Source organism: Pseudarthrobacter sp. J1738 (assembly GCF_050490315.1).
Taxonomy (GTDB): Bacteria; Actinomycetota; Actinomycetes; order Actinomycetales; family Micrococcaceae; genus JBNPEO01.
This window is the reverse complement of the sequence record NZ_JBNPEO010000010.1, coordinates 38,129-51,608: the sequence shown is the minus strand read 5'-3', so window position 1 is coordinate 51,608 and position 13,480 is coordinate 38,129. Positions and strand designations below refer to the sequence as shown.

Genomic DNA, 13,480 nt, shown 5'->3' with positions numbered 1-13,480 from the left:
TAGTAACCGATAGAACGGTTACTTAGGAGAGTGCATGGGAACTCGATTGCCTGGTTGGGCACGCGTCGCGACCGCTATCACCGTCGTGGGGTGGGGAGCGAACCAGTTCGCTGCTCTGCTACCGGTGTATCGGGAGACCGCCGGCCTGCCGGACTCGTTCATCGCCCTCGCGTTCGCTACCTACATCGTGGGTCTCATCCCGGTGCTCTTTGTCGCCGCCGAGGTCGCAGACCGAGTTGACCGACGTTGGCCGGTCCGAGTTGCGGTCATCCTTTCCGCTGTCGCCTCTGTCGTGCTGTGCCTCGGCTCGCAGGAGGCCTGGCTTCTCCTTCTGGGCAGGTTCTTCTCCGGTGCAGCGGCTGGTGCAGTTCTCGGTCCAGGCACGGCATGGGTGACGGACTTGTCTGCGGATGACCGCTCCGCTGCTCCGAAGCGAGTGGCGGTCGCGCTCTCCGTCGGGTTTGGTGGCGGCCCGCTCGCAGCAGGGCTCGTCGCGCAATGGGCACCACTGCCGGAAGTCCTGCCCTACGCCCTCCACCTGCTCATCTCGGCCATCGCGGCTGCGCTGCTATGGCGGGCCCCAGATACCTCCCTCGACCACGAAGAGCTCGTCGAGCAGGCTGAAGTCTCCGCCACAGAACCCGTATCGAGCCGCCGAGCGAGTTTCTGGAGCGCGATCATGACACGGCCATTCCTCTGGGCCATTCCGCTCACGGCTCCGTGGGTCTTTGGCGCTGCGACGATGAGCTTCGCCGTGATCCCTTCGGTCATCCAGGTCCGAGGATTCGAGGCCGCCACGGCGGGGATCATCACGGGACTCACCATGGGCACCGGGGCACTCATCCAGCCTTTGGCGCAACGCATCGAGCGCGGCAGGGCCGGACGAGCCTTCCCTCTAGGAATGGGAATCGCCGCGCTAGGGATGCTCCTGGCCGCGGGAACCTTCGCGGCGCGGCTCACCATCCTGATGCTCCCCAGCGCTATCGCCCTCGGCGCCGCGTACGGCTTGGTGCTCGTCGCAGGTCTTCGTCGCATGGAGGAGATTGGTCATCCGAAAGATCGCGCACGGCTCAACGCCGCGTTCTACTCGCTCTCCTATATCGGCTTCGCCCAGCCACTCGTCTTTGCACTCGTCGCAGTGACGCCGAACGCCCAAACTCTCTATGCGGTACTCGCCGCCATCGTGGCCACTGTGACCATGGTCGGCATCGCGATCAGATCCAGAGAGTCCCATGCATAGTGGCGACAACACCATATCTGTTCGACGTCGAGTAGGCCGGTATCACCTTTGCTCGCGCATCGACCTGCTCTTTGAACCGGCAGCCTCTCGGTCGTCGAATCATGGACATACGCGCAGTCTCCTTCTTGCTGTTACAACGAGTCCGGCCAGCCCACGCCACCAATTGGGCTGAGGAAGCGGATGGGACGTGTCCGCCGAACCGGCCGGCGAGAGCAGACTTCGTGAGGCGGGCGACCGTGCGATAGACGCGTCGCCCGGAGAACAGTTCGGGCTCATGTCAGCGATCGAGATACTGCGCTGCGTCCCGACGCAGGAGTTGACGTTTCCGGTCGTCACGCTCATCCACGTACTGTCCGGAAACATCGATCTTTGTACGGATATGGCGATACAGCGCTTGGCACCCGGGTCAGCGGTAGCGCTCGGCTCACACAGGCGGCACCAACTGTTGCCGCTATCGCCATCACGGCTGTGGGTGATCTATGCGGACGAACCCTTCATTAGGGCGCAGATGCGCTGGCTCTTGCGGCCGCGGCAGCACGTTCGTCGAGGCGTGCATCCTGATGACTGGGACGGTAACTCCCTGGTGCTTACCCCAGGAATCGAGTCCTTTCGGCGGCTGGAACCGATCTGGCGACAGCTAAGTGTGCTTCCAGATACGTGTTCATCGCCCGAAGAGATATCGATTCGCACAGTCGAGCTTCTCGCGAGGTGGGTTGGCACAGTCGCACCGGTCTTCCTTACTGAAGACAGTCGCTCTCTCCACGTGCCCACCCGGAATCAAGTGCCGTCTTCGGGGCGGCAGACAGATCCGGCAATGATTGGGCACGTCGGGCGGGCTGCGCGGCTGCTGCGGGAGCGCATGGGCGAGCCGTGGACTGTTGCTTCGCTGGCCCAAGAACTCGCGCTGTCTCGCACGCACTTAACACGGCTGTTCTCGACGCACATGGGGGCCAGCCCAATGCGATTTCTTACCGAAGTTCGCTTGACCGAGTTCAGCCGCCTAATTGATGAGACTGATCTATCAGTCCATCAAGCGGCACAAGCGGTCGGCTGGGCCGATCCGCGCGTCGCCTCAGCATGGTTCTCACGACGATTCGGCGTAACGCCGACCCGCTACCGGCATTGCCTACCCACGACCGGCAGCGAAACTGCGTAGCGACGAGTTCCCGCGCGCTCGTCGGCGGGTGGCGCCCTCTCGAACTCGTCGTATGAATCGCGTTACTCGTCAAGCGACCCGGACAGCCCTCAAAGGCTCGACATCGCTGCGAGCCAGGAGATAGACCGGATCGGACTCGTCGGGTCTGGGCAGATCCCTGGCGGTCTCGTACTCACTCGTTCCTCTCGGGCCTCCTGAACACCCCGGCGCGTACCTCATGGTCGCAAGGGCTCGCGGCTGTCATGTCGTGGGCCTCGCCGGGAGGAGGTCCGATGATGGCGACGAAAGAGGAAGCCCGAGCCGCGCGGGATGCGAAGCTCGACGAACTTCACGAGCGCTTGACCGGCGCGGTCGAGACGCTGGTTTCTGGTGACGACTGGGCGCGGGCGTTGTCGTTCGCGGCGCGGTTCCGGTCGCGTTCGTTCAACAACACGTTGCTGATCTGGGTACAGCACGAGGCCAACTACTCGGCGGGCCGAGTGTCTGAGCCGTTCCCATCGTTCGTGGCGGGGTATCGGGAGTGGCAGCAACTCGGCCGACAGGTCCAGAAGGGTCAGCCGGGGCTGCAGATCTTCGCCCCCGTCACCGGACGCTTCGCCTCCTCGAACCCGACCGATAGCGATTCGTGGCGGCGGCTGGAACGCGGCGAAAAGCCAAGGCCCGGTGAGGTGCTGCGGTCGCGGATGATCGCCGCCCGCCCCGCCTATGTGTGGGATGCCTCGCAGACCGACGGTGACCCGATCCCCGAACCACCCTCCCCGAAGCTCCTCGAAGGCGAAGCCCCCGCCGGGCTGTGGGACGGACTCACCGCACAGGTCGGGGCTGCGGGATTCACGGTTCTCCGTGTGCCGCATGAGGGCATGATCCACGGCGCCAATGGGATGACGGATTGGTCGGCGCGGACGGTGGCGGTGCGGGAGAACATGGACCACGCAGCCCAGGTCAAGACCCTCGCGCACGAGCTCGGTCATGTGCTGCTGCATGACCCGGACAACGAGGATGCGCAGCATCATCGCGGGATCGGCGAGGTCGAGGCCGAATCCGTCGCTCTCATGGTCGGTGCCGCCCATGGGATGGACACCTCCGATTACACGATCCCGTACGTCTCAACGTGGGCTGCGCGCGTGGATGGGAAGGAGCCGGTCGAGGCCGTCAAGGCGACCGGTGAGCGAGTGCGGAAAGCGGCGCTGGGGATTCTCGAACAGCTCGACACCGTAATGGTCGCCGACGGCACCCCACCGGGTCTGGAGCGTGAGGCCCCGAAGCAAGAGCAACCGCAGCGCACGGTCGCATCGTCGCCGGTTCCTACGACGGCATCGGCGTCTCGGCCTTCTGGGGTCGTGAGGGGGCTGTGAGATGCCGTCGATCAGCGATCTCCTCGCCCACACCAGCCGCCTCACCCTGCCGGATGCCGCCGTCGCATTCGTCACGGCTGGGGTGCCGATCTTCCCGTGCGTGCCGGGTGAGAAACGGCCACTGACCGCGCATGGCTTCCGCGATGCTTCGACCGACCCCGATCAGATCAGCGCCTGGTGGGGGCGGTGGCCTGCAGCGAACATTGGCATCCCGACAGGTCCGGCCTCGGGGGTTGATGTCGTTGATGTGGATATCCACGGCGAGGAGTCGGGGTTCCCGGCATTGCAGCGTGCTCGTCGTGCGGGGCTTATTGCCCCTGCCTGGGCGGGGCTCGTGCGGTCCCCGTCGGGTGGCTTGCACATCTACTTCCCGGCCGCCCCGGAGGATGGGCAGTCGTCGTGGCAGGTTCCGCGTGCTCATATCGACTTCCGGGGTGCTGGTGGCTACATCATCGCTTCACCCTCGCGCATCACACGGCCGGATGGCAGTACCGGGGTCTACGAACTGCGCGCTACTGGTGTTGTCGATGCGCGGCCGGTGGATGCTGCTCGGTTGCGGGAGTTCCTGGACCCGCGCCCGCCGATACCGTCTCGGCCGGTGCCGGTGCGGGGTTTGGATGCGGATCGGCTCGGCCGTTGGGTCGCAGGTCTGGGTGAGGGTGAGCGGAACCGGGGCCTGTTCTGGGCCGCCTGCCGGTTGGCGGAAGCAGGCACCGGACCCGCTGAAACCTTCGCCGCGCTCGGGCCGGCGGCCGAGCACATCGGCCTCAGTACACGGGAGGTGTCAGCAACGATCCGCTCCGCCTACCGCACCACCAACCCGGCACCTGCGAGTAGTGCACGCCCTTTCACTGACTCCCCAAGAACACGCGCCCCAGCCGCCACGGGACGGGGGCTGTGATGAACGGGCAGACGCGGAGTGTGCGGCTCGCTGTCGTCACGGCGATTGCCGGAACGGTGCTGATCGCGTTGGGTGCGTTCTGGCTCTCCTTCACGGCGCTGGCTGATCTGGCTCGGCGGTCTGGGATCAGCGCGAGGCAGGCGTGGGCGTGGCCATTGATCGTGGACGGCATCATCGTCGTCGCCACCGTCGCGGTCGTTGCTCTGGCTGGGCAGCGTGCCGCGTGGTATCCGTGGGTGCTGCTCATGAGTGGGGCTGCGGTCTCGGTGACCGCGAACGCGATCCACGCCGTCCTCACCGCCGACACCGACGTACCCGCGGTGTTGGCGGCAGCGGTTGCTGCGGTGCCGCCCGTGGTGTTGCTGGCGATTACGCATCTCACAGTGATCCTCACCCGCAGCACCACCAACACGGAGCCGCCAGTCCCGGAGAGCCCTGTGCCACTCGATCTCGTCGCACCCGTCGCCTCCACGCCCATCAAAAAGTTGCCCACTGTCGAGTCCGCTGCGCCCGATGACGGCGGCGACCGGCGGGAGCAGGCGGCTGAGCTACGCGCTGAGGGCTGGTCGAACAAGAAGATCGCCCGCGAACTCGGCGTGCATCCCTCAACGGTGGGCCGATGGCTCCCTACCCCAGAACCAAAACAAGAAACCGATGATCCGCCCGCTGAGGTGGAGGAAGAGAGAACCCCATGAACAAGCAGAACGAACTCGACAAGAAGCCTGTCGAGGACATGACGCCGGATGCGATCGAGGCCGAGAAGACCCGACAGCAGACCGCCGAACTCGCCACCGACAAGACAAGGGCGCGCGGCGTGGATTGGGTGCGCCCCACCGATCTCATGGCCCGGCACTCCGCTGTGGTGGCGGGGCGCGGGATCGACTTCCAAGCCGAACTGTCCCGCCGCACCCGCACCGGCATCGCAACGGGTGCGAAGGCGCTGGCGGACCGGGCGAAGCAGTTGCCGCCCCTGTCGGCGTTCGGTCGCCGCACTGGTTCGCGTGAGCCGGTGACTCGTGGTGCGGTCGGGAAAAGCTAGGCCGGTGAGATGTCATGAACACGCAACTCACGACGGCAGCCCTGCCGTGGGCGGGTAGTGCACCTGGTTTTGGTCGAGGAGGTGTCCGACCATGACGAACAGGACGATGACCGCAACCCCGGACGGCCCGGAGGACTACCAAAGCAGCGAAGGCCTACGCGCTCTGCTGCACCGCCTCCACGACGGCGGCCCCGGCGCCTGGAAACATGATCCGGTCGCCGCGGACCTCATGGCGTATGCCTGCGAGAAATACGCGCCCCTCGCCGTCAAGCATGGCCTCGATCCGTGGGAGGCAGCATCTGCCGCGTTCGATGTCATGCGCACCAAGTCAGCACGGTCGGCGGTTGATCCGTGGGCGGTGGTGACGCATGCGGTGCGGATTACCTGCATCTTCGAGGAACGCGCCCAAGGCCTCCTCTGCTCCGTCCACCAAGCCCGCCGCCCCCACATCTCCGCCTTCCACGACCCCGAACGCTTCAGCGACAGGGAGAACCCGCTGGCCGACTACCACCCGGCGTTCCGCATCACCGACAACCCCAACACGGAGCAGGGCGTTGCTGAGCAGGATGGTGGGCTCGGGTCTGCGCATTCGACGGTGGAGGATGCGATTGGGGTGCTCGTGTTCGCGAAGTGGCCGGCCGACGTCGCCCGCGCCGGTGTCGAACACGTCTGCGGCGCAGTCATGCGCGCAGGCACCCGCCAGTCGGCCTATGAGGGGCTGCGACGCGATAAGGTCGCCCGCTCCCTCCTCGACATCCCCGCACCCTGCTGGCACACCCTCATTCGCGCGTTGCTCGGTCACCCTGACCCGGCGCTTGCGACGACGAGTGCGGGGCGCGGGATTCTGTTGCGGTTGGCGATGGAGGAGCCCATGCGGCTCCTGCTGCGGGATGACGACCTCATGCTCGCCCTCTCCCTGGCTGCCGCCAGGATCGAGGAGGACCGATGAGCGGCGACATCGAAACCGGGGTGCAGGTCGAGTGGTCTGTGCCCGCCATCACCGTCGGCGCCCGGCACCGCAAAGAACTCGGCGACATCGACACCCTCGCCGCCTCCATCAAGAGGGTCGGTCTACTTCAGCCGATCACGATTGCCCCCGACGGCTCCCTGGTCTGCGGGGCGCGGCGGCTCGCGGCGGTGAAGTTGTTGGGAAAGAAGACGATCAACGTGTGGGTGCGGTCGGGGATCTCCGACCGACTCGGAAAGCTCCTCGCGGAGCAGGACGACAACGTGCTCCACAAGCCCCTGAACTCTGTCGAGGCCGCTGCGTTGTATCGGGAGTTGAAGGTCTTGATGGCGGAGGATGCGGCGCGTCGTGAGGCGGCGAACCAGTTCACGGCCGAGCATCAGCCCCGGTGGAACGGCTCCGCCGATTCGGCGGAGCCGTTGACCACCCCGACCGGAGATGCCCGCCGACAGGCCGCACAGATGGTCACCGGCACTGCTTCCTACTCCAAGCTCGAACAGGTCAGCTACCTCGAAAAGATCGCCGCCGATCCTGCCCGGCCCGATGATCTCCGTGCCCAGGCGCAGCAGGAACTGGATGCGGTGAAGGCTGGAGCCCCGGTCAACCCCGCCTACGCCCGCATCCGCGACCTGGCCGAAGGGCAGCCGGTGGAGGATCTGCATCAGATCGCGGCCGAGACCTTGGCGCGTGTCCACGCCGAGAACAAGGCCGCCAAGAAGAAGAACAAGCCGCGCAAGCCGTCGCCCGCGCCTGTCGGGGAGATCGTGCGGTTCCCGGTGCGGGCGTTCGTGTTGACCTGGGGCGAGTTGATCGACTGGTGGGAACGCTACGACCTCCACCAGATCGCCATCGAACTCACCGCCGAGCAGGCAGACTCTTTCTACGCGACTGTCGAGGGCACCGTCGCCTTCGCTGCCAGGCTCCGCACCGCCCGCGCCCAGAGCGACGCGAGCGCTGATGCCGATGACGTGGAAGCCCCGCTGCTTCGCGCTCTCTGACCGCTCAGCTCGTGGCTGCGGTGCCGGGCGCACCTGTGGGGCATGACTTTCTTCGATAGCAGCCGTCCAGGATTCAAGCGCCGCCTCGTCGCCACCATCGCCGCCGGAGTAGTGTTCCTGATCCTCGCCGGAGTCGGGATCTACGGCCTCATCACCGGCCCCCGCGACACCACGACCAGCGAACCATCTGCGTCGGAACCGGCAACGACATCACCGTCTACGCCGAAGCCGACAGCAATGCCACGACTCCCGGCCGTGCCTCGGTCGGCGGACCCGGAGACCTTCGCCCGCAACGTCGCCGAAGCACTGTTCACTTGGGATACCGGCAGCGGATTCATGCCGCTGGACTACACGAGCGTGATCCTCGATGTTGGCGATCCGTCTGGTGAGGAGCAGGCGGGTCTTGCGTCGGATGTGGCGGCGTATCTGCCGACGCGGGATTCGTGGATCGAGCTGCGCAAGTACGTCACCGCCCAGACCCTCACCATCGACAGCATCTACGTCCCGGAGTCGTGGGAGACGGCGGTGGCGCAGGCGCAGCCGGGGCAGCTCGCAGACGGCACCATCGCCTACACGATCGAGGGCACCCGTCACCGGTCGGGTGAATGGAACGGAGCACCGGCCACGTCGGAGCATGCGGTGGCGTTCACGGTGTTCATCGTCTGCGCACCCACCTACGACACCTGCCACCTGTTGCGGCTCTCGCAGCTCGACAACCCCCTCAAGTAAGCAGCGGGTGCGTCGTGTTCAAGAAGCTCGCTCTCGCAGGGATCGCTCTGATCTTCCTCGCCCCGGCCGTCCTGCTCGTGTCCATCGGGGCGCTCATCAACCCCGCACAGACCGCGAACGCCACCTGCCTCACCACCGGGCTGACCGTTGGTGAGATCCCGGATTCCCTGGCGGTGACGACGGCGGATGGGTACTCGTTCACGCTGAATAAGCAGCAGCTCACCCATGCCGCCACGATCATCACCACCGGCTCGAGTATCGAGGGTGTGGATCGGGATGCGGTGCAGATCGCGATCATGGCCGCCCTCACCGAATCCACCCTCCGCATGCTCTCCAACACCAGCACCTACCTCGAATCCGCTGACTACCCGAACGACGGTGATGGCGGAGACCACGACTCCCTGGGGTTGTTCCAGATGCGTCCGCAGTCCGGGTGGGGCACGGTCGCTGACCTCATGGACCCGACCTACCAGGCGCGGGCGTTCTTCGGCGGACCCACCGGACCCAACTATCCGAGCCCCAGGGGCCTGCTGGATATCCCGGGGTGGGAGTCGATGGATAAGGGCGAAGTCGCCCAAGCCGTCGAAGTGTCGGCGTACCCGGACAGGTATCAGAACTACGAACCCGTCGCCGAGGCCATCCTGCAAGCCCTCACCGTGAACAGTGGCAGTAGCGCGCAACCAGCCGACTCGGGCTCGGGTGGTGCGGTTGGTGGCCCGGTGGCTGAGTCGTCGCGGATCGTGTTCCCGCTGCCGGAGGGCACCTGGGTGATGACCAGCCCGTTCGGGATGCGCGAGCACCCGATCACGGGCGAATACAAGCTCCACACCGGCACCGACTTCGCAGGCCCCGACGGGACCCCGATCCTTGCTGCCGCCGACGGCATCGTCACCGTCGCCGAATACACCGGCGGCTACGGGGGTCTCGTCGTGATCGAGCACACCGTCGACGGGCAGACGGTGGCGACGGCGTATGCGCACTCGTGGGAGAACGGCATCCACGTCTCCGTTGGTGATCGGGTGACGGCGGGGCAGCACATCGCCGATGTCGGTTCGTCGGGGTATTCGACGGGGCCGCACCTGCATTTCGAGGTCCGTATCGGCGGCACCAACGGCGACTACATCGACCCCGCGGCCTGGCTCACCGAACACGGGGCAGCGAACCTCCCCGCCGGAGACATCACCCCAACAGGATCATGCACGAGTGGAGGGAGCGGATCGTGAACGTGTTTCCCGACTTCGAGGGCATCAGCGGCATCGGAGACCTCAAAGAAGTCATCGGAGCGCTGCTGACGTTCGTGCTCATCATCGCCGTACTCATGCTCATCGTCTGCGCCATCACCTGGGCAGTAGCCTCCGCCCACGGCAACCACGCCACCGCATCGAAAGCCCGCACGGGCCTCCTCGTCGCTGTCGGCGCGGCGGCTCTCGCCGGTGGTGGGGTGGCGTGGATGAACTGGCTCATCGCCGTCGGCGACCAGCTCTAAACCTGGTCAGGATTCGAGAAGTTCGCAGGCGCGTTCCAGCTCAACATCGAGCAGGTCATCAGCGCCCTTGATCTGCGCTGCCACTGTCACCGCCTCGGTCAGCACCTCGTGTGCTGCCGGGGCATCTTGACTGCTGAGCAGATCGCCCAGCACCACCAGCGCTCGGACCCGCAACACGCCAACCGGCTCCGTGTCAAGGAGCCCGCGGAGCGTTGCGTCGGCTGCCGCGAGATCGCCGCGATCCGCCTGCATCAGCGCTTTCCGTAACGCCAGCTCCCCGTCCATAGCTCCCAGCGTAAAGAACACGCCTGGGAAATGAGGTCGGCGCCGTGCACCTGACACGCGAACCCTTCCGCCGCCCACACCGTGTGGGCCTTGTTCGTGTCAGGAGCCTTCTCGTGTTCGATCTCATCTCTTCCGTCCTCACCACCCCGGTTCTCATTCCGATGGAGGTAAACATCGACCCCAACGACTCGGGCCTGCCGGGTATCGCGCAGCTCCGCACCATCGTCGGCGCGGTCATGACCGTCGGCCTCATCCTCAGCGTGCTCGCCCTGATTATCAGCGCGATCGTGTGGGGTTTCGGTGCGAACTCCTCGAACCCGCATCTGGCGGGGCGGGGGAAGATCGGCGTCCTCGTCTCCTGCGGTGCCGCGGTCATCTGCGGGGCCTCGGTGACGCTCATCAACTTCTTCTGGAACGTCGGCCAGCAAGTCTGACCAGCCCGATCACCGCTACCTGAAGGAGGTCTGTGATGGGGGTTTGCGATGTTCCTCTCATCTCCAACGTCTGCGATATCGCAGGCGAAGCCGCCGGCGCCCTGATCTCGGCACCGTTCGATTGGCTCGCCCAGGCAATGGGCAACGCCGCCGGATGGTTGTTCGAGGCCGTCTGGAACGTCTTCGACACCACCACCCTCGTCGACGTCACCTCGGATGGCTACATCAGTGTCTACAACCTGGTGTTCGGGATCGCAGTGTTCATCATGCTGCTGTTCTTCTGCCTCCAACTCATCACCGGCCTCATCAAACGCGACCCCACCGCCCTCAGCCGCGCCGCGTTGGGATTGGCGAAATCGGTGCTCGGCAGCTTCGTGGTCATCACGCTGACGGGGTTGGCGTTGGAGATCGTGGATCAGCTCTGCACCGGCATCATCCAAGCCGCAGGCGAAACAACCACCACGATGGGCGACAAGATCACCCTCCTCGTCGCGGGCCTCGCGGGCATCAATATCGCCGCCCCAGGGGTCGGTGCGATCATCACCATCTTCCTCGCAGGCCTCGCCATCAGTGCCGCCGCCATCGTGTGGCTCTCCCTGCTGATCCGTAAAGCCTTGCTCCTGGTAGCGATCGTGTTTGCACCGTTGGCGTTCTCCGGCTCCTCCTGGGACGCCAGCCGGGGGTGGATCAGCAAGTGGGCAATGTTCGTGATCGCCCTCATCGCCTCCAAACTGGTGCTGGTCGTCATGTTCCTCGTCGCCATCACCCAGGTGTCGGCACCGATTGACATGGATCTCGCGTCGATCAGCGACCCCATCGCGGGCGTCGTGTTGATGGCGATGGCGGCGTTCGCGCCGTATCTGACGTATAAGTTCATCGCGTTCGTGGGCTTCGATATGTACCACGCCATCGGCTCCGAACAAGACGCGAAGCAGGCACTCAACCGGCCGATGCCGGTGCCGTCCAAGCCTCAGGGCGGGGACCCGCAGAAGGTTCTCGATGGAGCAGACGGTGGCGGAGCTGGCAAGCCCGGTAGCGGTGGTGGTGGTGGTGCGAAGCCAGCACCGACGCCGAAGCCCGCTCCGGCACCTGCTGCGTCTTCGTCAGCCACTGGGGCCTCTGCCACTGGAAGCAGCGCGGGAGCTGGGGCCGGTACGGCAGGTGCAGGTGCTGCGGTCGCGGCCCCGGTAGCCGCAGCGGTGATCGCGGCGAAGGTTGCCAAGGATTCCTTCGACGCGGGCGGTAAGGCAGGCAATGCCCTCGGCGGGCAGGGCGAAGCCGCAGCGGACGGCGCGAACCAGAACGCGACTCCACCGCAGGGAGGCACACCTGCTCCTCCTTCGACGCCGGTGCCGAAGTCAGCAACTCCGCCGTCCACGCCTCCGCCGTCGAGCCCGACCCCGCCACCGAGCAAGGAGTAACCCGCCATGAGCAGCAGTAAGAGTGCCAGTGAGTTGGTGCCGGTGAAGTTCTCCCGCCTCACCCGCCGCGGCGTCCTCCTCGGACTGTCGCTTCCGCAACTGGTGACGCTCGCGGTCGGCATCCTCTCCTTCGTCGGGGCCCTCTACGCAGGCGGTGGCATCCTCCTGGCTTACACCGCACCTATCTGGGCACTGTCGGTCGCCCTCACCTGGATCCCCATCGCAGGACGGCCGCTGGTGGAATGGCTGCCGGTCGGGTGCTGGTGGATCTGGCGCACGACGATCGGGCAACTCATATACCGCCGCAAAGTTGTCGCACCCCGCCCCGTCGGGACCCTCGCACTGCCTGGGGATATGGCGAGGTTGCGGGAGTTCACCGACCCGGAGACCGAGGCGGGGATGATCCACGACCCCCACGCGGGCACCCTCACTGTGGTCTGCGAAGTGACGCATCCCGCGTTCGTGCTGCTTGATCCGGGTGAGCAGGAACGCCGCGTCACCTCCTGGGGCCGCGTCCTCGCCACCGTCTGCCGATCCGGACGGATCGCGACCTTGCAGATCCTCGAACGCACCCTGCCAGACTCCGGCACCGGGCTCGCGGAGTGGTGGGCCGCGCACGGCACCCACGACGACTCCTGGGCTTCGACCACCTATGGCGAACTCATCGACCGAGCCGGGCCTGCCGGGGAACGCCACGCCACCACCCTGTCGCTCTCACTGGACATGCGCGCGGCCGGGAGGCAGATCCGTACCGCCGGTGGTGGCATGCGGGGTGCAGCCGCGGTGCTGAGGCAGGAGATGGCGACCCTGACCGCAGCGCTCCGGTCGGCGGACCTGAACCCCTCTGGGTGGCTCACGCCAGGGCAGATCGCTGTCATTCTCCGCTCCGCGTACGACCCCGCAATCGCGGCGACATTGGAACGGCACGGGGAGGTCGGCCAGTCGCTTGCCACCGCAGGCCCCGTCGCGGTCAATGAATCGTGGGGTCGTATCCGCACCGACTCCGCCCACCACGCCACGCTGTGGATCAGTGAATGGCCCCGCTCGCTTGTGTATCCGGGGTTCCTGTCGCCGGTGCTGCTCTCGACCGGGATTCAACGCTCGTTCTCGTTGATCTGCACCCCCATGCGTTCCGACCAAGCCGCACGAGACATCAGGAAGAAGAAGGTCGAGCACATCAGCGATCAGGCGCAGCGGCAACGGATCGGGCAGATCGAAGACGCCTCCCAAACCGCCGAGTATCAAGACGTGTTGCAGCAGGAAGCCGACCTCACCGCAGGACACGGCATCCTCCGCTACACCGGCCTGGTCACCATCACAGCACCCACCGTGAACGAGCTCGACGCTGCGGTTGCTGCGATTGAGCAGGCAGCGATCCAAGCCTCGTGTGAGACCCGGCTGTTGGTTGGTCAGCAGGCGGCAGCGTTTACGGCAGCGGCGCTACCGCTGTGCCGGAAGGTCTAAGCCCG

General features: G+C 65.9%; 14 protein-coding genes and 1 pseudogene. 14 read left to right on the top strand and 1 reads right to left on the bottom strand.

Going from position 1 to position 13,480, the window contains the following annotated elements; translation table 11 throughout:
- Positions 1-34: 34 nt before the first annotated feature.
- The 11 genes and pseudogenes from ACQR35_RS12120 (at position 35) to ACQR35_RS12070 (ending at position 9,871) form a co-directional block, all read left to right on the top strand.
- On the top strand, positions 35-1,240 hold the full coding sequence (locus ACQR35_RS12120; RefSeq protein ID WP_430270179.1) for an MFS transporter: 1,206 nt from the start codon (positions 35-37) through the stop codon (positions 1,238-1,240).
- 274 nt (positions 1,241-1,514) lie between these two features.
- Positions 1,515-2,396, top strand: coding sequence for a helix-turn-helix transcriptional regulator (locus ACQR35_RS12115; protein WP_430270214.1), 882 nt, complete (start codon positions 1,515-1,517; stop codon positions 2,394-2,396).
- 272 nt (positions 2,397-2,668) lie between these two features.
- Positions 2,669-3,751 (top strand): ArdC-like ssDNA-binding domain-containing protein, encoded by a 1,083-nt coding sequence (locus ACQR35_RS12110; RefSeq protein ID WP_430270178.1) that lies wholly within the window; start codon positions 2,669-2,671, stop codon positions 3,749-3,751.
- A gap of 1 nt (position 3,752) precedes the next feature.
- Positions 3,753-4,652 carry a bifunctional DNA primase/polymerase gene (locus ACQR35_RS12105; RefSeq protein WP_430270177.1) on the top strand — a complete coding sequence of 300 codons (900 nt, stop codon included), beginning with the start codon at positions 3,753-3,755 and terminating at the stop codon, positions 4,650-4,652.
- Positions 4,652-5,347, top strand: coding sequence for a DUF2637 domain-containing protein (locus tag ACQR35_RS12100; protein ID WP_430270176.1), 696 nt, complete (start codon positions 4,652-4,654; stop codon positions 5,345-5,347). Before ACQR35_RS12105 ends, ACQR35_RS12100 begins: the two co-directional genes overlap by 1 nt.
- A complete protein-coding gene (locus ACQR35_RS12095; RefSeq protein ID WP_430270175.1) occupies positions 5,344-5,691 on the top strand; it encodes a hypothetical protein in 348 nt (115 codons plus the stop codon). The genes ACQR35_RS12100 and ACQR35_RS12095 overlap by 4 nt, the downstream gene beginning before the upstream one ends.
- Before the next feature lie 91 nt (positions 5,692-5,782).
- Positions 5,783-6,640, top strand: coding sequence for a hypothetical protein (locus ACQR35_RS12090; protein ID WP_430270174.1), 858 nt, complete (start codon positions 5,783-5,785; stop codon positions 6,638-6,640).
- Positions 6,637-7,656 (top strand): ParB N-terminal domain-containing protein, encoded by a 1,020-nt coding sequence (locus ACQR35_RS12085; protein ID WP_430270173.1) that lies wholly within the window; start codon positions 6,637-6,639, stop codon positions 7,654-7,656. Before ACQR35_RS12090 ends, ACQR35_RS12085 begins: the two co-directional genes overlap by 4 nt.
- A 42-nt stretch (positions 7,657-7,698) precedes the next feature.
- Positions 7,699-8,385: a hypothetical protein gene (locus ACQR35_RS12080; RefSeq protein WP_430270172.1), complete on the top strand. Its 687-nt coding sequence runs from the start codon at positions 7,699-7,701 to the stop codon at positions 8,383-8,385.
- Between the two features lie 14 nt (positions 8,386-8,399).
- Positions 8,400-9,593: pseudogene (locus ACQR35_RS12075) on the top strand (M23 family metallopeptidase); the annotation flags it as partial.
- An 11-nt stretch (positions 9,594-9,604) separates the two neighbouring features.
- A complete protein-coding gene (locus ACQR35_RS12070; protein ID WP_430270171.1) occupies positions 9,605-9,871 on the top strand; it encodes a DUF6112 family protein in 267 nt (88 codons plus the stop codon).
- A 6-nt stretch (positions 9,872-9,877) separates the two neighbouring features.
- On the opposite strand, the gene ACQR35_RS12065 is transcribed toward ACQR35_RS12070, so the two are convergent.
- The gene (locus ACQR35_RS12065; protein WP_430270170.1) at positions 9,878-10,156 is read right to left on the bottom strand and encodes a hypothetical protein; all 279 of its coding nucleotides are present in this window, start codon (positions 10,154-10,156) and stop codon (positions 9,878-9,880) included.
- Positions 10,157-10,317: 161 nt separating this feature from the next.
- Between ACQR35_RS12065 and ACQR35_RS12060 the strand changes: the two genes are divergently transcribed.
- Genes ACQR35_RS12060 through ACQR35_RS12050 form a run of 3 tightly spaced genes read left to right on the top strand, consistent with a single transcriptional unit; the run spans position 10,318 to position 13,475 of the window.
- Positions 10,318-10,590 carry a DUF6112 family protein gene (locus ACQR35_RS12060; RefSeq protein WP_430270213.1) on the top strand — a complete coding sequence of 91 codons (273 nt, stop codon included), beginning with the start codon at positions 10,318-10,320 and terminating at the stop codon, positions 10,588-10,590.
- Positions 10,591-10,625: 35 nt separating this feature from the next.
- Complete coding sequence (locus ACQR35_RS12055) at positions 10,626-12,011, top strand: conjugal transfer protein TrbL (protein ID WP_430270169.1); 1,386 nt, start codon at positions 10,626-10,628, stop codon at positions 12,009-12,011.
- A gap of 6 nt (positions 12,012-12,017) precedes the next feature.
- The gene (locus tag ACQR35_RS12050; RefSeq protein ID WP_430270168.1) at positions 12,018-13,475 is read left to right on the top strand and encodes an SCO6880 family protein; all 1,458 of its coding nucleotides are present in this window, start codon (positions 12,018-12,020) and stop codon (positions 13,473-13,475) included.
- The last annotated feature ends 5 nt before the right edge of the window (positions 13,476-13,480 follow it).